Raw genomic sequence first — 18,254 nt, 5'->3', positions numbered from 1 at the left:
TAGACATGGAGGCCATGACCTCCTCGCGGCTCGCCTGCACGCTGGTGCCCGCCGTGCTCGTGCTGATCTGGCTCGGGGTGGCCGGGGCCACCGGACCGCTGGCCGGAAAGCTCAGCACGGTCACCACCGACGACGCGAGCGCGTTCCTGCCCTCGTCGGCCGAGTCGACCCGCGTGGCCGAGCAGCTGCCCGCGTTCACCGACACCGGCTACTTCCCGGCGATCGTCGTCGCGGAGAAGCAGGACGGCGGGCCGATGACTGCGGCCGACACCGCCTTCGTCTCCGACGCCGTGACTCCACTGGCCGGAACGCCGGGCTTCGCACCGCAGTTCTCTCCCGCGATCGGGGCGGCGGACGGTGCGGCCGTCCAACTGTTCGTCCCGGTCTCCACTGATGGGAAACCGAAGGAGCAGATCGGGAAGCTGCGCGATGCGCTGGCGAATCCACCGCCCGGAGTGGCAGTGGCCGTGACCGGCCCCGCCGCCCAGGCCGCCGACCTCTCGAACGCCTTCGCGGGCATCGACGGCGTCCTGTTGCTGGTGGCCGGGGCGGTGGTGCTGGCGATCCTGATCGTCGTATACCGCTCGCCGATCCTGCCGCTGGTGGTGCTGCTCTCCGCAGTCTTCGCCCTCGCACTGGCGTCGGGCGTGGTCTACTGGCTCGCGTCCGCGGGCACCCTGGAACTCAACGGGCAGAGCCAGGGAATCCTGTTCATCCTGGTCTTCGGCGCCGCCACCGACTACGCCCTGCTTCTGGTGGCTCGCTACCGCGAGGCGCTGTCGGCGGAACCGGACGCACGCGCGGCCCTGCGCACCGCGTGGCGCGCCACCCTCCCGCCGATCTGCGCGTCGGCTGCCACCGTGATCCTGGGCGTCCTCTGTCTGCTGCTGTCCGACCTGAACTCGAATCGCAGCCTCGGCCCGATCGCGGCGATCGGCATCGCCGCCTCGTTGCTCGTCTCGATCACCTTCCTCCCGGCCGCCCTCGCGCTCATCGGACGCACCGCGTTCTGGCCGCGCCGGCCGGGGCCGGCCACCGGTTCGACGCACCGGATCTGGCAACGGGTCGCCGCATTCGTCGCCCGTTCGCCGCGCAAGATCTGGGCGCTCACCCTCCTGGTGCTCGTCATCGGCGCCGCATTCGCCCCCGCGTTCCGCGCCGGCGGCGTCTCCACCGACGACTTCTTCCTCGGTGAGACCGAATCGGTGACCGGCGCGCAGATGCACGGCAGGCACTTCGACGCCGGGTCGGGCACCCCAACCTGGGTGATCACCGACGATGCGGCCGCGGTCCGAACCGCGGAACGGGTTCGTGCGGTCGACGGCGTCGCAGCCGCCGAGATCCTCGCCGCCGCATCGGGTCCCGTCACCCACGACGGGAGGCAGGCGATTCAGGTGACGCTGAGCGATGACCCGAACTCCCTCGCCGCACAGGACACCGTGGTGCGGATCCGGAACGCCGTCTCGTCCGTCCCCGGTGCCGACGCGGAGGTCGGCGGCGCCACGGCTGTCGACCTGGACACCCGGACCACCGCCGAACGCGACCGCAACGTCATCATCCCCATCGTGTTGGCTGTGGTCCTCGCCGTCCTCGTCGTCCTGCTGCGGAGCCTTCTCGCACCGCTGATCCTGCTCGCGACCACGGTTCTGTCGTTCGGGACCGCGCTGGGCGTCGCGGCACTGATGTTCAACGGCCCGTTCGGCTTTCCCGGCGCCGATCCCGTCGTCCCGCTGTTCGCGTTCGTGTTCCTCGTGGCGCTCGGCATCGACTACAACATCTTCCTGATGACCCGGGCCCGGGAGGAGGCGCAGGCACACGGCACCCGCGACGGGATGATCAGAGCCCTCACCGGCACCGGCGGCGTCATCAGCGCAGCCGGTCTGGTGCTCGCCGCCACGTTCAGCGCCCTCGCGGTGATCCCGCTGCTGTTCCTGGCCCAGGTGGCCTTCCTCGTCGCGTTCGGCGTCCTCGTCGACACGCTGATCGTGCGATCGCTGCTGGTTCCGGCGCTCACCCTCGACATCGGACCGCGGATCTGGTGGCCGGGCGCCATCGCCGCCGACACGTCCCAGGACGCGCGCACCGCGGACTGACGCGCTCCTCGCGCGAACCGCCCGGCGCGGGGTCAGTCGCGCGGCGTCGTCCCGAAGACCGCCACGGCCCGCTCGGGCTTCGCCTCGGCGTAGTACACCTCGGCCGTATCGCCGACCAACGGCCGAGCGCCGAGGGGGAACTCGTCTCTGCCGGTCAACTGATGGGTTCGGCCCTCCGCGTCCCGATACTCGATCCGGTAGCGGACGGTGGCGTGGGTGCTCTCGATCGCCTCGGCACGGTCGCCGTCGGACTCGACCACTGTTCCGCGGACCCGCGTCCCCTGCCGATAGAGCCAGATCCGCGGAACCACCCGAAACAGCCAGATCACGACGCAGATCACTCCGACCGCGGCGGCGGGGACGGCGACCCACGGCACGCCGCCGGCCGCCGCGCCGATCGCCGCTCCGACGCCCAGCGCGCCGACGGTCAACGACATCCACGCCGTCGGGATCGCGAACCCGCCTGCGATCGCGGCGAGCAGTGCCACCGTCGCCAGCGTGAGACTCTCCGATCCCCGGATCCCCGCGGCGAAGATCGCGCACCACACCGAGCACCACAGGGCAGCGCTCACCGACACCACCAGGGTGCGCGTCATCGTCTCGGGACGAGGCCACATGCTCCCAGACTAACGATCCCGACCGATCGGACACCGAATCCGCTTCGATCCCGTGCGGAACGCACTAGCGTCGGCAGCACCCAGCCGATACGACCTCCGGAAGTGATTCCCGTGACCGCTGCCTCCCCAGAATCCGATGTGCGCCATGACTTCACCTCACTGCGAGCGGGCGGGATGAACTGGCAGTCGTTCCCGCTCCGACTGTTCACCAAGGGCAACGCCAAGACCTGGAATCCCGCGGCGATCGATTTCTCCCGAGATGCGCAGGACTGGGCCGCGCTCGACGACGAGCAACGCCGGAGCGCCACCTACCTCGTCTCGCAGTTCGTCGCGGGAGAGGAGGCGGTGACCCAGGACATCCGGCCCTTCATGGACGCGATGGCGTCCGAGGACCGGTTCGGTGACGAGATGTACCTGTCGCAGTTCTGCCTCGAGGAGGCCAAGCACGCCCAGGGTTTCCGACTCTGGATGGACGCCGTGGGCCTCACCGGCGATCTGCACCCGTACGTCGCCGAGAACCCCTACTACCGGCAGCTCTTCTACGAACAGCTGCCGCAGTCGCTACGGGTGCTCTCCGCCGACCCGTCGCCGGTCAACCAGGTCCGCGCCAGCGTCACCTACAACCACGTGATCGAGGGAAGCCTGGCGCTCACCGGCTACTACGCGTGGCGGCGCATCTGCGTCGAAACCGAGATCCTGCCGGGAATGCAGCAGTTGATCGGCCGAATCGCCGAGGACGAGACCAGGCATATGGCCTGGGGCACGTTCACCTGCCGCAGGCACGTGGCGGCCGACGACTCGCTCTGGCAGGTGGTCACCGACAGGTTCGGCGAACTGATCCCCCTCGCGATGGGCATGATCGCCTGGGTCGACGATCAGTTCGACGAACCGCCGTTCGGCATCGACAACGACGACTTCCTCGAGTACGCGGCAGATCGCGCGCAGCGCAGGCTGCACGCGATCGAGTCCGCGCGCGGAAGGAACGTCGAAGACATCGACGTCGATTACAGTCCGGCGACGCTGGAGGAGACGTTCAACGCGGAGGACGAGGCCTCGCTCGGTGGCGACACCGAGACTTGAGCGCCGGCGTCAGCTCGTCAGGCGTTGCCCGCCTTCCACTGATCCCAGCTGAGTTCCCAGTCGCCGTAGGTGTCCCAGACGGGCAGCGGCGGGCCGCCCGAGTTGGTGATCTCGACGACGTCGCCGAGACCGAAGTGGTCGAACATCCACTGCGAGTCGGCCGGACTCAGATTCACGCAGCCGTGCGAGACGTTCGAGGCGCCCTGCTGACCCACCGACCACGGCGCGGAGTGCACGAACTCACCGTCGTTCGAGATCCGCAGATCGTTGTAGACGGTCTCGCGGTAGTAGCCGGGATCGCCCTGGCAGACACCGAAGGTGCACGAGTCCATGACGGTCTGCGCGGCCTTCTCGGACACGACGTGCGGACCGGTGTGCGACGGATTGTTCGGCTCGCCGAGGCTCATCGGCATCTGTTTGACCTGCTCGCCGTTGTGGAAGACGGTGAGCAGTTCGGTGGCACCGTCGGCCTTCGCCACCCACGAGTCGTGGACGGTGTAGTCGACGGCGTTGTCCTCGGCGCCGTAGACGCCGCCGCCGAGATCGACGCCGTAGACGTCGGCTTCGATGTGGATCTTGGTGCCCGGCTTCCAGTATTCGGGGCCGCGGTAGTGGACGTTCTGGTCGTCGATCCAGTACCAGGCACCCGGCTGAGCGGGTGTGGTCGTCACTTTGAGGTGTTTGGTCACTTCGGCCTTGTCCTTCACCGGCTTGGTGAACTGGAAGACCATCGGCTGACCGACGCCGATGCCGACGTCGGAGACCACGTCCGGCGCCGGGACGACGTTGGCGTACGCGGTGTCGTCGGGGGTGATGGTGGTGACGGTGAACGACTTCGTAGTCGGCTTCTTGTCGCTGTTGACCGCTGTGGCGTCCACGGTGTAGGTCCCGCCGTACCCGAGGTCCTCGGAGGTGGTCCAATGCGTCGCGGTGGCGTCGAGCTTTCCGTCGACCTTCTTACCCGCCGCGTTGGTCACCGTCACAGCGGTGAGTTCTCCTCCGGTCGCGTCGACGACGATCGGCGTCGTCGGATTGATCGGCTTGCCGTTCGCCACGGGCACGCCGATCGCCGCGGGAGCCGGAGGCGGGGCCGAAGTGCCACCGCTGCACGCGGCGAGCACCATCGCCACGCCCACCAGGCATGACACCAGCGCGGCGGAATCACGTCGAATCAACATCTATCCCCTCGAGAGCAAAGAGCGGTGCCGTGCACCACTCGACGATTCTCCCCCGACTTCCTGCGAATCACTGAGCCGATCTGTCAGCGAGCGTCAAGGCGACCGCCGTCACACCTGTGGCCGCACCCGTCACGACCAGCACGGACGGCCATGCGCCCAGCTTCTTCGCCAGCGGGTGTGAGATTCCGAACGCACCGAGGTACGTTGCCGACAAAGCTCCCGTAACGGCTGCGCCGCGATGGAGCCAGCTGCGGCCGGCGCCGACGCCGGCGGCGGCGAGCACGGCACCGCCGAGGGGGCGGATCCCGGAGTATCGGGCGGCGGCGAACCCGCCGATCAGACCTGCGGCGACGAGCGGAACTGAGGCATCGATCTTCACGCGCTCCAGGATACGTCCAACCAGCAACTAGAACACGTTCTATTATGGCGGAATGGACGTGACCTACGAGGGAACCAGACGCGAGATCAGCACCGACGAGGGAGTCATCCGGTATCACGAGGCCGGTGAGCACAACAACGACGTGCTCATCCTGCTTCACGGATCCGGCCCCGGCGTCAACGGCTGGCGCAACTACCGCGGCAATCTCGGCTTCTTCGCCGAGACGCACCACTGCTACATCATCGAGTTCCCGGGGTTCGGCGTCTCCGATCCCGTCGACGGCCATCCCGTCCTGACCGCGGGCGCATCCGTCATCCGGTTCATGGACGCCCTCGGCATCGCCTCGGCGGCGATGATCGGCAATTCGATGGGCGGCGTCGTCGGCATCAACCTCGCGATCAAGTATCCGGACCGGGTAGAGAAGCTGATCACCATCGGCGGCGTGGGGCCGAACATCTTCAGCCCCAGCCCGTCGGAGGGAATCCGTCTGCTCCAGGAGTTCACCGACGCACCCGACCGCGACAAGTTGGTCCGGTGGCTCAACTCCATGGTCTACGACCGCGCGCTGGTGACCGACGACCTGATCGACGAGCGGTGGGCCGCCGCCAACGATCCGGCCGCGCAGAAGACCGCCGCGATGATGTACGGGTCGAAAGCCTTCGAGATGATGCAGCAGTACCAGGCGAACGCCGACACTCCGCCCTACTGGGCGATGATGCACAAGGTGAAGTGCCCCACCCTGCTGACCTGGGGCCGCGACGACCGCGTCAGCCCGCCCGACATGTCGATGGCGCCGATGCGGCTGATCCCGGAAGCCGAACTGCACGTCTTCCCCCAGTGCGGCCACTGGGTGATGATCGAAGCCAAGGACGCCTTCGAGTCGACCGTTCGGGCCTTCCTGGCCCGCTGACGCCGGGCGCGGCGGCTCAGGACGCGCCGTCGCGCTCGGACGCGCGGGCCGCGATCACGGCCGGTGCGAGCACCGACGCGAGGTCGTCGGCGACGTCGCTGTCGGCGTCTGGGGCGGGCGGCATGGCCACGTAGCTCAGTGCCGTGCGCGCGATCATCCGCGCGATCCGGCCGGCCGTCTCCGCGTCGATGGCGATCCACGACTCCACGAGGATCACCTCGAGGCGGTCACTCGCCGCGGCGATGATCGGCGCGGCGTCGGTGGTGATCAGCTTCAGCAGGTCCGGTTTGGCCTCGCCCGACAGCAGCGACTGGATCATCGGGTCGTCGGCGGCACTGGCCAGGAAGCGGGCGAAACCCGATCGCAGCGCACCGGTCACGTCTCCGACGTTCGCGGCCACGGCCGCGCCGATCTCGCCGGTGAACTCGTCCGCCAATCGCAGCGCGTACGCCTGCGACAGGCCGGCGCGGGAGGCGAACTCGTTGTACACGGTCTGCCTGCTGACACCGGCCTGCCGGGCGACGTCGGCCATCGTCACCCGAGCCCAGTCCTTCTCTCGCAGCAGAGTGCGGAGACCGTCCAGCAGCGTCGTACGCAGCAGCTGCTTGCTCGCGACCGCGAAGCTGGACGAAGACTGGGCTGGGGCACTCACACCTTCGAGACTAGCGCCGCCGCGATCTCCGAGCGGCACGCGCGGGCCGCCGCCGCCCGACCGATGGTGACCGCGCCCACCAGTTCTCCGTCGACCACCGTGCGGACGGTGGCGTCGGCGTCGTCGATGGAGCCGTCGAGCTCCACCTCGCCCTCCGCGGTGGGCCACCCCACCATCTGGACGTTGACTCCGTACTGCACGGTCCACGCCCGGGGCACCTCGACGAACGGTGCCGCCGGCTCGCCGCGCAGTCCGGCGAGCACCGACTGCGCGACCGCCCTGCCCTGATCGGTGGCGCCGAACCAGTGCTCGCCGCGAGCGGGCCGTCCGGTCCGCAGGTCCGGCGGTCCGGCGGCGTCACCCGCCGCGAACACGCCCGGCACCTCGGTGGCCAGCGTCGAGTCGACGACGATCCCGGCCGGGCCGGTCGGCACGCCGGCGGCGGCGGCCAGCGCCACTTCCGGCGAGGCGCCGATCGCCGCGACGACGGTGCCCGCCAGCTCGGCCCCGCCTGACAACTGCACCCGCTCGGAGGTCGCCGAATGCGCCGCAGACCCGAGGTGCAGTCGCACCCCGTTGCCCTCGTGGAGCCGCTGCAGGTAGTCGGAGACCACGGCCGGCATCACTCGCGACGCCACGCGCCCGCCCGCCTCCACGACCGTCGCCGACATGCCGTGAGCCGCAGCCGAGGCCGCCAGTTCCAGGCCGATCAGCCCGCCGCCGATCACGACGAGCCGCTGCGAGTCGTTCAGACCGTCGCGGATCGCGATCGCATCGTCGCGCGTGCGCAGGGCCGGCACGTCGGCGGCGAGCCATGACGGGCGGATCGGCCGGCCGCCGGTCGCCAGGACGAGGGCCCGGTAGTCGAGCCGGGTGCCGTCGTCGAGTGCGACCGTCCGCGCCGCGGTGTCGATCGCGGTGACGCTGACCCGCGTGCGGATGTCGATGCCGCGCGAGGCCCAGAAGTCGGGCTTCTGCAGGGCGATCCGGGACTCGGAGAGGTCCGCGCCGAGCAGATCCTTCGACAGCGCGGTCCGCCGGTACGGCGTGCCGGGCTCGGCGCCGATCAGCGTGACCGGTCCGTCGTACCCCTCGGCCCGCAGCGTCGCCGCCGCGGTGACGCCGGCGGTGCCGGCTCCCACGACGACGACGCCCGCATCGGATGCGGTCTGCCCGGTCATGGGCGGGCGACCTCGACCATCTCGAAGTCGGCCTTGGCCGCCCCGCAGTCGGGGCAGCTCCAGTCGTCCGGGATGTCGTCCCAGCGGGTGCCGGGGGCGATGCCGTCCTCCGGCCAGCCCTCGGCCTCGTCGTATTCGAAGCCGCACTGCATGCAACGGAAGAGTTTGTAGTCGGTGGTGCTCATGTCACTGTCCAATCAGTTCGAAATCGATCTTCTCGCGGACGCCGCAGTCGGGGCAGGCCCAGTCATCGGGGACGTCCGACCACGCGGTACCGGGCGGGAAGCCTTCGCGCGGAGCGCCTTCGGCTTCGTCGTAGACGTATTCGCACACTTCGCAGCGGTAGGCGCTCATGCCGATGCCTTTCCGTATCGGGCCTGGACCCTCCGTTCCTTGCCGGGCTGGATGTTGATCTTCGAGAGGTCGCCGTCGTAGTGCTCGAGCACCCGATGGTCCATGACTCCGCGCCACACCGGCGGGAAGTAGGTCAGCGCGATCATGCTGGCGTATCCGCTCGGGAGGTTCGGCGCACCGTCGAAACTCCGCAGCGTCTGGTACCGCCGCGTCGGATTGGCGTGGTGATCGCTGTGCCGCTGAAGGTGGTACAGGAAGATGTTGGTGCAGATGTGGTCGCTGTTCCAGCTGTGTTCCGGCGTGCAGCGCTCGTAGCGGCCGCGCTCGTTCTTCTGCCGCAGCAGTCCGTAGTGTTCCAGGAAGTTCACCGATTCGAGCAGCGAGAAACCGTAGACGGCCTGCAGTGCCGCGAAGGGCAGGATCTGCCATCCGAAGATCGCGGTCAGCACGCCCCACAGCACGATCGACATCGCCCAGGCGTTCAGGACGTCGTTGCTCGGATGCAGGACCGGACGCCCGAGACGCTTGAGACGGGTCGCCTCCAGCTCCCACGCGGACTTGAGGCTGCCGAACACACTGCGCGGCAGGAATCGCCAGAAGCTCTCACCGAATCGGGAGGTGGCCGGGTCCTCCGGGGTCGCGACGCGGACGTGGTGGCCGCGATTGTGCTCGATGTAGAAGTGTCCGTAGCAGGTCTGCGCCAACGTCACCTTCGACAGCCAGCGCTCCAGCGAGACCTTCTTGTGTCCCATCTCGTGGGCGGTGTTGATGCCGATGCCGCCCATGACGCCGATCGACAGCGCCAGACCGATCTTGGAGACGAGCCCGAGGCCTCCGTCGACGCCGAGCCAGCTCAGGTCGTCAGCCGTCCACAGGTAGCAGGCCAGGACCACGCTCGCGAGCTGGAACGGGATGTACGCGTAGGTGCAGTACCGGTAGTACTTGTCGTTCTCCAGCTGCTCCATCAGCTCGTCCGGCGGATTCTGGCCGTCCGGACCGAAGAAGATGTCGAGGATCGGCAGCAGCACGTACAGCAGCAGCGGGCCGATCCACCACCAGACGGGCGACACCGTCGACACCCAGCTCCAGCCGAGTGCGTCCGATGCCCAGTTGAACAGTGCCACCAGACCGGTGGCCATGAACACCGCGGTCGGCGGGACCAGGCCCAGCAACCACAGGTATCGCTTCTTGTCGCGCCATTCCACCACCTCGGCGGTGCTCCGGTCGATCGTCGGGTTCGCCATGTGTTCCTCCTCGTCCAGCGAACTAGTGACGTTGACATTAGATGTTGTTACGTACGATGTCTAGACATTAACAATAATTTTGTAAAGTCGCCCAGGGCACCCGGCCTCCGTCGCCGGAATAAGATCGTCCGCATGCGCTACTCACGGTTCGTCGCGATCGGCGACTCCCAGACCGAAGGAATGTGCGACGGCGACCCCGCGAGCGGCTACCGAGGCTGGGCCGACCGTCTGGCGGAGCACCTCGCCCGGCACAACCCCGACCTGCGGTACGCCAACCTCGCGGTCCGCGGCAAGAACACCCGGAACACCCGCGACGAGCAGCTGGAACCGGCCCTCGCGCTGGAGCCCGACCTGATCGCCGCACCACTCGGCATGAACGACGTGATCGGCCGGATCGATCTCGGCGAGGTGCACACCGACCTCGACTACATCTACCGGCGGCTGGCCGGTACCGGAGCCGACGTGGTGGTCTCGACCTTTCCCAACATCGCGGAGACCATCCCGTTCTCCGGCCGCATCGAAACGCGGCTCGCAGCGATCAACCAGATGATGCGCGACTTCGCCGACGCCTACGGCTTCGTCCTGGTGGACCTGCATGCGGCGCCGGTCCTCTCCGACCTCCGGTCGTGGTCGCCCGACCGCCTCCACGCCTCGCCCCTCGGCCACGACCGCTTCGCCGCCGGAGCCGCGCACGCGCTCGGTCTGCCCGACAGCTCACCCGATTGGGGACGGCCGCTGCCTCCGGCCGGCGATCCGAACCGGGTGCTGCGCACCCTCGGCGACGCGCGCTGGTTCGTCGAGTTCTTCACGCCGTGGATCATCCGCAAGGTCCGCGGACGCTCCCTCGGCGACGGCCGACTGCCGAAGCGGCCGGAACTGACGCCGGTCGCGCCTCCGGCCGCCGCGGCGGACGCACTCAGCATCCGCGTGGTCCCGAACGCGGACGTCGCCTCGGAAAACCCGATGGAGGCGTGAGGCATCTCGTCGTACGGTGATCGAGTGAACAGACGACTGACCGACTCGATCGCCGTCGAAGCCGTGGACCTGGTGAAGAAGTTCGGTGACTTCACCGCGGTCGACGGGATCAGCTTCGCCGTTCCCACCGGAACCGTTCTCGGCATGCTCGGGCCCAACGGCGCGGGCAAGACCACCACCGTCCGCATGATGACCACCTTGAGCGCACCCACCTCGGGCACCGCGCGCATCAACGGCTTCGACGTCCTCGACGAGCCGGACGGCGTCCGCCGCAGCATGGGCCTCACCGGCCAGGCCGCCACCGTCGACGAACTGCTCACCGGCCGGGAGAACATGCGCATGATCGGCGGGCTGTACGGTATCGGCCGCCGCGTGCTCAAGGAACGGACCGAGCAGCTCCTCGCACAGTTCTCGCTCACCGACGCGGGCGACAAGACCGTCCGCGAATACTCCGGCGGCATGCGCCGGCGCATCGACCTCGCAGTGAGCCTCCTGGCGTCACCGCCCGTGCTCTTCCTGGACGAACCGACCACCGGCCTCGACCCGCACAGCCGCAACGAGTTGTGGGAGGTGCTGCGCGGTCTCGTGGACGACGGAACCACCCTGGTGCTGACCACGCAGTATCTGGAAGAGGCCGATCAGCTCGCCGATCGGATCGTCGTGATCGACGCGGGCAAGATCATCGCCGAGGGCACCCCGCTCGAGCTCAAGCAGCAGGCCGGAGCGGCGAGTCTGGTGGCCACCGTCACCCATTCCGCCGACCTCGCGGCCGCGCAGGCACTGCTCGCGCCGATCTCCGACGACCTGTTCGTCGACCGGCACGCGCGCACCCTCACCCTGCCCGCGGGCGGCCTCGCGGACCTGACGCATGTCGCGCGGGTTCTCGACGACTCCGGCATCGCCATCGACGATCTCGGCCTGTCGCGGCCCAGCCTCGACGACGTATTCCTCAGCCTCACCGGACACCGCGCGGAGTCCGTTCCGGAGGCCGACTCCGAAGGAGCCGACGCATGAGCGCCCCCGCCCTCGACCGAACCATCGCGGCCCGGCCGCCGTCTCTCTGGCGTCAGACGTCGATCATGGTGCAGCGCAGCTTGATCCACACCAAGCGCATGCCGGAGATGCTGTCGGACGTCACCGTCCAGCCGATCATGTTCGTGGTGCTGTTCGCGTTCGTCTTCGGTCCCGCCATGCCGGTGCCGGGCGGCGGAAGCTATCGCGAGTACCTGCTGCCCGGCATCATGGGCCAGACCATCGTCTTCACCGCCTTCATCGTCTCCAACGGCATCACCGCGGACGTCGACAAGGGGATCGTCGACCGCTTCCGTTCTCTCCCCATCAACCGGACGTCGTATCTGCTCGGCCGGGCGATCGCGTCGCTGATGCACTCGTCGATCGGGATCGTGGTGATGGCGCTGACCGGCCTGGCGATCGGCTGGCGCATCCACACCTCGCTGCTCGAGGGGGTGCTGGGATTCGTCCTCGTCCTGGTGTTCGGTTTCGGGATGATCTGGTTCGGCATCCTCGTCGGGTCGTGGCTCAAGTCCGTCGAAGCCGTCAACGGGTTCATGTTCACCGTGCTGTTCCCGCTGACCTTCCTGTCGAACGCCTTCGTCCCGACCGCTCCCATGGCCACCTGGCTCCGCACCATCGCCGAATGGAACCCGGTGTCCTCGCTGGTCCAGGCGATGCGGCAGCTGTGGGGCAACGGACCGCACGCCACCGACGCGTCAGCGCTGCCGCTTCAGCACCCGATCCTGGCGACCATTCTGTGGTCGGTCGCGCTGACCGCCGTCTTCGCCCCCTTCGCACTGCGCGCCTTCCGGCGCCGCACGGCGGACTGAACGCATCTGCCGATCCACGCCGAAAGCCCCGGTGAACGCCAGTTCACCGGGGCTTTCTCGCGTCGTGTGCCGCTAGCGCGTCACTTCTTGACGAGGTTCTCGTTCGTCAGCTTCTCGACGCCGGCGTCCGCCTTCTCGACGAGCGAGGCCGGCGGCTCGAAGTGGCTGCCGTACTTCGACGCCAGGTCGCGAGCGCGGTCGACGAAGCCCTTGAGGCCGCCCTCGTACTGGTTGATGTACTGCACCACGCCACCGGTCCACGCCGGGAAGCCGATGCCGAAGATCGAGCCGATGTTCGCGTCCTCGACGGAGGTGAGCACACCCTCGTCGAAGCACTTCACGGTCTCGAGGGCCTCGGCGAAGAGCATGCGCTCCTTCATGTCCTCGAGCGGGATCTCATTGGTGCCCGAGGCGAAGTTCTCGCGCACGCCCGGCCAGATGAGGCCGCGCTTGCCGTCGGCGTAGTCGTAGAAGCCCGCGCCGTCCTTCTTCGAGGTGCGGCCCAGGTCGACCATCTTGTCGATGACGGCGTACGAGCCGTGCGACGGGAACTCCTGACCCGCGGCCTTGGCTCCGGCCTCGGTCTCCTTGCGGATCTTCTGCATCAGGGTGAGCGTCAGCTCGTCCGACAGCTGCAGCGGCGGAGCCGGGTAGCCTGCCTGGCTGCCGGCCTGCTCGATGAACGCGGGCTCGATGCCCTCACCGACGGCCGCGATGGCCTCGTTGATGAAGGTGCCGATGACGCGCGAGGTGAAGAAGCCGCGGCTGTCGTTGACGACGATCGGCGTCTTGCGGATCTGCAGGGTGTAGTCGATGACCTTGGCGAGGACCTCGTCCTTGGTCTTCTCACCGCAGATGATCTCCACCAGCGGCATCTTGTCGACGGGCGAGAAGAAGTGGATGCCGATGAAGTCCTCGGGACGGTTGACGCCCTCGGCCAGGATGGTGATCGGCAGGGTCGAGGTGTTGGAGCCGAGGACGGCGTCCGGCTCGACGATGTCCTGGATCTCCTGGAACACCTTGTTCTTGACCTCGACCGACTCGAACGCGGCCTCGATCACCAGGTCGACGCCCTTGAAGTCGGCGGCGTCCACGGTCGGGGTGATGCGGTCGAGCAGAGCCTTGCTCTTCTCCTCGGTGGTCTTGCCGCGCGAGAGAGCCTTCTCCTCGAGCTTCTCCGAGTAGCCCTTGCCGCGCTTGGCCGCCTCGATGTCGATGTCCTTGAGGACCACCTCGATGCCGGCCTTGGCCGAGACGTAGGCGATCGCCGCGCCCATCATGCCCGCACCGATGACACCGACCTTCTTGGCCTGGTACTTGTCGAAGCCCTTCGGCCGCGAACCGCCGCCGTTGATGTGCTGGAGGTCGAAGAAGAACGCCTTGATCATGTTCTGCGCCACCTGGCCGGTGACCAGCGACACGAAGTAGCGGGTCTCGACCAGATCGGCGGTGTCGACGTCGACGTACGCGCCCTCGATGGCAGCGGCCAGGATGGCGCGCGGAGCCGGCATGTTGGCGCCCTTGATCTGCTTGCGCAGGAGAGCCGGGAACGCCGGCAGGTTGGCGGCCACCGACGGGTTCGTCGGAGCGCCACCGGGCATCTTGTAGCCCTTGACGTCGAACGGCTGCTGGGCCTCCGGGTTGGCGGCGATCCAGGCCTTGGCGGCGGGGATCAGTTCCTCGACCGAGCCGACGACCTCGTTGACCAGGCCGATCTCCTTGGCCTTGGCCGGCTTCAGACGCGGGCCCTGGAGCAGAACGCCCATGAGCGCCTGCTGGAAGCCGAGCAGGCGCACGGTGCGGACCACGCCGCCGCCGCCCGGGAGCAGACCGAGGGTCACCTCGGGCAGGCCGAGCTGGTTGCCCTTCACATCCGCGGCGACGCGGTAGTGGCAGTGCAGCGCGATCTCCAGGCCACCGCCGAGTGCGGCGCCGTTGATAGCGGCGACGACCGGCTTGCCGAGGGTCTCCAGGCGACGCAGCACGGCCTTCATGGCGTTGGTGCGCTCGGTGATCTCGGTGGCGATCTCCTCCTTGGACTTGTCGCCGCGTCCCGCGGTCATGTCCTTGAGGTCGCCGCCGGCGAAGAAGGTCTTCTTCGCCGAGGTCAGGACGACACCGGTGATGTCGTCCTTCTCCGCCTCCAGGCGATCGACGGTCGCCGCCATCGACTCCATGTAGAGGTCGTTCATGGTGTTGGCGCCCTGGTTCGGGTCGTCCATGGTGAGGATGACGACGCCGTCGGCGTCCTTCTCCCACGTGATCATGTTCGCAGTCATGAGATGAGTCTTTTTCCTTCTAGTTCCGGGGCGATCAGAGACGCTCGATGACGGTCGCGACGCCCATGCCGCCGCCGATGCAGAGGGTGACCAGGCCGTAGCGGCCGCCGACGCGCTCGAGCTCGTCGAGGGTGCTGCCCATGATCATCGCGCCGGTGGCGCCGAGCGGGTGACCGAGCGCGATGGCGCCGCCGTTGATGTTGACCTTCTCGTGCGGAACCTTGAGGTCCTTCATCCACTTCATGACGACCGACGCGAACGCCTCGTTGAGCTCGAAGACGTCGATGTCGTCGACGGTCAGGCCGGCGCGCTTGAGCGCGAGCTCGGTGGCCGGGGTGGGACCGGTGAGCATGATCGACGGCTCACTGCCGACCTCGCCGTACGACACGATGCGGGCGCGCGGGGTGAGGCCGTTGCGCTTGCCCGCCTCCTCCGAACCGACCAGGACCAGACCCGAGCCGTCGACGATGCCGGAGCTGTTGCCGCCGGTGTGGACGTGGTTGACCTGCTCGACGTTCGGGTACTTCTGCATCACGACGTCGTCGAATCCGGCCATGGCCGCCAGGCCCGCGAACGCCGGCTTCAGCTTGCCGAGGCTCTCGACGGTGGTGCCGGGACGGCGGTGCTCGTCGTTGTCGAGCAGCGTGACGCCGTTGATGTCCTTGACGGGGATGATCGACTTCGCGAAGCGGCCCTCGTCCCATGCCTGGGCGGCGCGACGCTGCGACTCGGCGGCGTAGGCGTCGACGTCCTCACGCGAGAAGCCCTCGATGGTGGCGATCAGGTCGGCGCCGATGCCCTGCGGAGCGATGTAGTTGTCGTACGCGGTGGCGGGGTCCATGAAGAGCGCACCGCCGTCGCTGCCCATCGGCACACGCGACATCGACTCCACGCCGCCGGCCAGGACCAGATCGTCGAAGCCCGAGCGGACCTTGGCCGCGGCCAGGTTCACGGCCTCCAGGCCCGAGGCGCAGAAGCGGTTGATCTGGGTGCCCGGAACGCTCTCGCCGAGACCCGAGGTGAGGGCGGCGGTACGCGCGATGACCGCACCCTGCTCCCCGACCGGCGACACGACGCCGAGGACCACGTCGTTGATGTCCTTCGGATCGAGATCGCTGTGGCGGGTCAGCAGTCCGTCGATCAGACCCGAGACCAGGTCGATCGGCTTGACGCTGTGCAGCGAGCCTCCGCGCTGCTTGCCACGGGGCGTACGGACCGCCTCGTAGATGAATGCTTCGTCGGACACAGGTGTTCCTTTCACACGAACCGAGAATGGTTTCCCTCGTAGGCTAACCCGCAATAACGTATTTGGCTATACCCAGTGGTCAAGTGGTTCATATACAGCCATCCATCGGCTATGGTCGGTTCATCATGACAACCACCAAGGCGACCCGGCGCACGCGGTCGACGGATCGGCGCCGCCAGCTCATCGATGCAGCGACAGTGCTGTTCGCCGAGCGCGGCTACCCGCATGTGTCGGTCACCGACATCGCCCGCCGGGCGGGCGTGAGCGCGCCGACGGTGTACCGGCACTTCGCCGACAAGCAGGCGCTCCTGCTGGCGGCGGTCCAGACCCGCGTCGACGAGCTCGAGGAGAGCACCGCGGGCGCCGACCTCGCGAGCAGCGACCATCCGGCCGACGCCCTCGCCGCCAGCGTCACCGAGCTGAGCATCTCCAACCCGCATGCCACGTCGCTGTGGCGCTGGTCGGGACAGCACCTGTCGGCCGACGAGAACGCCGATGTGGTCCGCCGCACCCGCGCCGTGCTCCGACAGTGGGCCTCGGCCATCCGCGCCGACAGACCCGAGCTCACCGAACGCGAGTCGATGTATCTGGCCGGCGCCGTGCTCAGCGTGGTCGGCAGCGGCGCCGGGCGTGCCGTTCGCAGCGGTGCGCACGAGATGGAGGAGATGGTCCTCGCACTGGTCCGCCAGACCATCCGGCTCACGCCGAGCCACGCCGTCCCCCTGCGCCAGACCGCCGGGCCGGGCGACGACGCCCCCACCCGCCGCGACGAGATCCTCGACGCCGCCGCCCGCCTGTTCGCCGAGAACGGCTTCGCCGGAACGGGAATGGACGAGATCGGCGCGGCGGTCGGAATCACCGGGCCGAGCGTCTACAAGCACTTCCCGTCGAAGCTGGCGATCCTCGTCGGGATCAGCCAGCGCAGCGCCATGCGACTGGAGGCCGGCGTGATGGCCGCGTACGCGATCACACCCGATCCGGCGGGGCGGCTGAACGCACTGGTCGACCACTACGTCGACGCCGTCACCTCCTCTCCCGACCTGCTCGTCGGCTTCGTCAGCTCCTATGTCCTCGCGGGCGAACCGCAGGCCGCCGAACTGCTGGCGGTGCAGCGCCGCTACGTGGCACGCTGGGTGCAGCTGCTCACCGACATCGACGCCGACCGGCCGCCCGGATCGGCGGTCCTGGCTGTGCATGCAGCGCTGGCGATCGTCAACGACGCGGTCCGGCTGCCGCGCAGCACGCCGCGCCCCGAGTTCGCCGCCCGCATGGCCTACCTCATGAAAGGTGTGATGGGTGTCTGACCCTCCGCTCGAGTACTCGCGGGACGAACTGATCACCGCCCTGCGGCTCGATCCGGAGTACGCGCAGCGGTTCTGGAACGCCTTCGGTTTCGCCCGCGGCGAGGGCGGCTCGGGTCAGCGCTTCTCCGAGGAGGACCTGGCCGCGCTCGGCGTCTTCGCCGGCAACGATCAGGCCATGGACTCCACCGCCCAACTCGCCGCGGCGCGGGCGATCGGACAGGCCACCGCGCGACTGGCGCAGTGGCAGGCCGAGGAGATCACTCGGTTGGCGGCCGACCCCACCGTCGACGCCACGGCCGAGGAGATGGTTGAGGCGCTCGCACGAGTGCAGGATCTCGTCTGGCGGCGGCATCTGGCGGTGGGACTCACCGACGCCGGCCGGGCAGCCGAGCACACCGAGGTGGTCGTCGGATTCGCCGACATCGTCGGCTACACCTCACTGTCCCGGCGTCTCGGGATGGCCGAACTCGAGACGCTGCTGGAGACCTTCGAGTCCGCGGCGCACACGATCATCACCGACCACGGTGGTCATATCGTGAAGACGATCGGCGACGCGGTGCTGTTCACCGTCATCGACGCCGGCGCGGCCGCGGAGATCGCCGTCGAACTGCACCGTCTCAGCACCGACGGCGAGTTGCCGAGCCTGCGCATCGGCATGGCCCGCGGCGACGTGCTGATGCGGATGGGCGATGTCTTCGGCGAGCCGGTGAACATCGCCTCCCGGCTGGCGAGCGCGGCGCGGTCGGGCACCACATTGATCGACGAGGCCCTCGCCACCGCACTCCGCGACAACGCCGCGACACACGTCGGGCCGATCCCGTCGCTCTCGGTACGCGGCTACCGCAAGCTGCGCGCGTACAAGCTCGTGCGCGACCGCAACTGGACGGCGTGAGGCGGCCGGATGGGCCGGGTGCGCCG

General features: G+C 68.5%; 18 protein-coding genes. 8 read left to right on the top strand and 10 right to left on the bottom strand.

Translation table 11 applies throughout. The features are described 5' to 3' along the window. The first annotated feature begins 14 nt into the window (after positions 1 to 14). A complete protein-coding gene (locus Y710_RS09145) occupies positions 15 to 2,093 on the top strand; it encodes an MMPL family transporter (protein ID WP_062367377.1) in 2,079 nt (692 codons plus the stop codon). Positions 2,094 to 2,125: 32 nt separating this feature from the next. Here the strand turns inward: Y710_RS09145 and Y710_RS09140 are convergent, their stop codons facing one another. After that, positions 2,126 to 2,710 carry a DUF3592 domain-containing protein gene (locus Y710_RS09140; RefSeq protein WP_156479429.1) on the bottom strand — a complete coding sequence of 195 codons (585 nt, stop codon included), beginning with the start codon at positions 2,708 to 2,710 and terminating at the stop codon, positions 2,126 to 2,128. 102 nt (positions 2,711 to 2,812) lie between these two features. Here Y710_RS09140 and Y710_RS09135 point away from each other — a divergent pair, with 102 nt between their 5' ends. After that, on the top strand, positions 2,813 to 3,790 hold the full coding sequence (locus Y710_RS09135) for a R2-like ligand-binding oxidase (protein WP_197462927.1): 978 nt from the start codon (positions 2,813 to 2,815) through the stop codon (positions 3,788 to 3,790). A gap of 17 nt (positions 3,791 to 3,807) precedes the next feature. On the opposite strand, the gene Y710_RS09130 is transcribed toward Y710_RS09135, so the two are convergent. Both Y710_RS09130 and Y710_RS09125 read right to left on the bottom strand, forming a co-directional pair. Continuing rightward, positions 3,808 to 4,968, bottom strand: a complete 1,161-nt coding sequence (locus Y710_RS09130; protein ID WP_062367277.1) for a L,D-transpeptidase — start codon at positions 4,966 to 4,968, stop codon at positions 3,808 to 3,810. A 67-nt stretch (positions 4,969 to 5,035) separates the two neighbouring features. Then, a complete protein-coding gene (locus Y710_RS09125) occupies positions 5,036 to 5,347 on the bottom strand; it encodes a hypothetical protein (RefSeq protein WP_062367274.1) in 312 nt (103 codons plus the stop codon). 52 nt (positions 5,348 to 5,399) lie between these two features. Here Y710_RS09125 and Y710_RS09120 point away from each other — a divergent pair, with 52 nt between their 5' ends. Then, entirely contained in the window at positions 5,400 to 6,257 is an 858-nt protein-coding gene (locus Y710_RS09120; RefSeq protein ID WP_062367272.1) for an alpha/beta fold hydrolase, read from the top strand. Between the two features lie 16 nt (positions 6,258 to 6,273). Here Y710_RS09120 and Y710_RS09115 read toward each other — a convergent pair whose 3' ends face one another. Genes Y710_RS09115 through Y710_RS09095 form a run of 5 tightly spaced genes read right to left on the bottom strand, consistent with a single transcriptional unit; the run spans position 6,274 to position 9,688 of the window. Further along, a complete protein-coding gene (locus Y710_RS09115) occupies positions 6,274 to 6,909 on the bottom strand; it encodes a TetR/AcrR family transcriptional regulator (protein WP_006896828.1) in 636 nt (211 codons plus the stop codon). After that, on the bottom strand, positions 6,906 to 8,090 hold the full coding sequence (locus tag Y710_RS09110; RefSeq protein WP_062367269.1) for an NAD(P)/FAD-dependent oxidoreductase: 1,185 nt from the start codon (positions 8,088 to 8,090) through the stop codon (positions 6,906 to 6,908). The genes Y710_RS09115 and Y710_RS09110 overlap by 4 nt, the downstream gene beginning before the upstream one ends. Next, positions 8,087 to 8,275: a rubredoxin gene (locus tag Y710_RS09105; RefSeq protein ID WP_006896830.1), complete on the bottom strand. Its 189-nt coding sequence runs from the start codon at positions 8,273 to 8,275 to the stop codon at positions 8,087 to 8,089. The genes Y710_RS09110 and Y710_RS09105 overlap by 4 nt, the downstream gene beginning before the upstream one ends. A gap of 1 nt (position 8,276) precedes the next feature. Then, a complete protein-coding gene (locus tag Y710_RS09100) occupies positions 8,277 to 8,444 on the bottom strand; it encodes a rubredoxin (RefSeq protein ID WP_006896831.1) in 168 nt (55 codons plus the stop codon). Beyond that, positions 8,441 to 9,688 (bottom strand): alkane 1-monooxygenase, encoded by a 1,248-nt coding sequence (locus Y710_RS09095; protein WP_006896832.1) that lies wholly within the window; start codon positions 9,686 to 9,688, stop codon positions 8,441 to 8,443. The genes Y710_RS09100 and Y710_RS09095 overlap by 4 nt, the downstream gene beginning before the upstream one ends. A gap of 132 nt (positions 9,689 to 9,820) precedes the next feature. Here Y710_RS09095 and Y710_RS09090 point away from each other — a divergent pair, with 132 nt between their 5' ends. From Y710_RS09090 to Y710_RS09080, 3 genes are read left to right on the top strand one after another with little or no spacing between them, the layout of a single operon-like run. Next, positions 9,821 to 10,663 (top strand): SGNH/GDSL hydrolase family protein, encoded by an 843-nt coding sequence (locus Y710_RS09090; protein WP_006896833.1) that lies wholly within the window; start codon positions 9,821 to 9,823, stop codon positions 10,661 to 10,663. 24 nt (positions 10,664 to 10,687) lie between these two features. Further along, positions 10,688 to 11,677 (top strand): ATP-binding cassette domain-containing protein, encoded by a 990-nt coding sequence (locus Y710_RS09085; protein ID WP_006896834.1) that lies wholly within the window; start codon positions 10,688 to 10,690, stop codon positions 11,675 to 11,677. Beyond that, positions 11,674 to 12,507, top strand: coding sequence for an ABC transporter permease (locus Y710_RS09080; protein WP_062367266.1), 834 nt, complete (start codon positions 11,674 to 11,676; stop codon positions 12,505 to 12,507). The genes Y710_RS09085 and Y710_RS09080 overlap by 4 nt, the downstream gene beginning before the upstream one ends. An 80-nt stretch (positions 12,508 to 12,587) precedes the next feature. On the opposite strand, the gene Y710_RS09075 is transcribed toward Y710_RS09080, so the two are convergent. Together Y710_RS09075 and Y710_RS09070 are read right to left on the bottom strand one after the other, a co-directional pair. Then, entirely contained in the window at positions 12,588 to 14,786 is a 2,199-nt protein-coding gene (locus Y710_RS09075; RefSeq protein WP_006896836.1) for a 3-hydroxyacyl-CoA dehydrogenase NAD-binding domain-containing protein, read from the bottom strand. A gap of 34 nt (positions 14,787 to 14,820) precedes the next feature. Beyond that, on the bottom strand, positions 14,821 to 16,032 hold the full coding sequence (locus Y710_RS09070; protein WP_006896837.1) for an acetyl-CoA C-acetyltransferase: 1,212 nt from the start codon (positions 16,030 to 16,032) through the stop codon (positions 14,821 to 14,823). A gap of 125 nt (positions 16,033 to 16,157) precedes the next feature. Here Y710_RS09070 and Y710_RS09065 point away from each other — a divergent pair, with 125 nt between their 5' ends. Together Y710_RS09065 and Y710_RS09060 are read left to right on the top strand one after the other, a co-directional pair. Next, positions 16,158 to 17,336, top strand: a complete 1,179-nt coding sequence (locus tag Y710_RS09065) for a TetR/AcrR family transcriptional regulator (protein ID WP_045538074.1) — start codon at positions 16,158 to 16,160, stop codon at positions 17,334 to 17,336. Next, positions 17,329 to 18,228 (top strand): adenylate/guanylate cyclase domain-containing protein, encoded by a 900-nt coding sequence (locus tag Y710_RS09060; protein ID WP_062367265.1) that lies wholly within the window; start codon positions 17,329 to 17,331, stop codon positions 18,226 to 18,228. Before Y710_RS09065 ends, Y710_RS09060 begins: the two co-directional genes overlap by 8 nt. Positions 18,229 to 18,254: the final 26 nt, after the last annotated feature.

It is taken from the genome of Gordonia sp. QH-12 (genome assembly GCF_001578675.1).
GTDB classification, from domain to species: domain Bacteria; phylum Actinomycetota; class Actinomycetes; order Mycobacteriales; family Mycobacteriaceae; genus Gordonia; species Gordonia sihwensis.
The sequence above is the reverse complement of the archived record's forward strand: the minus strand, read 5'-3'. Positions and strand labels throughout refer to the sequence as shown.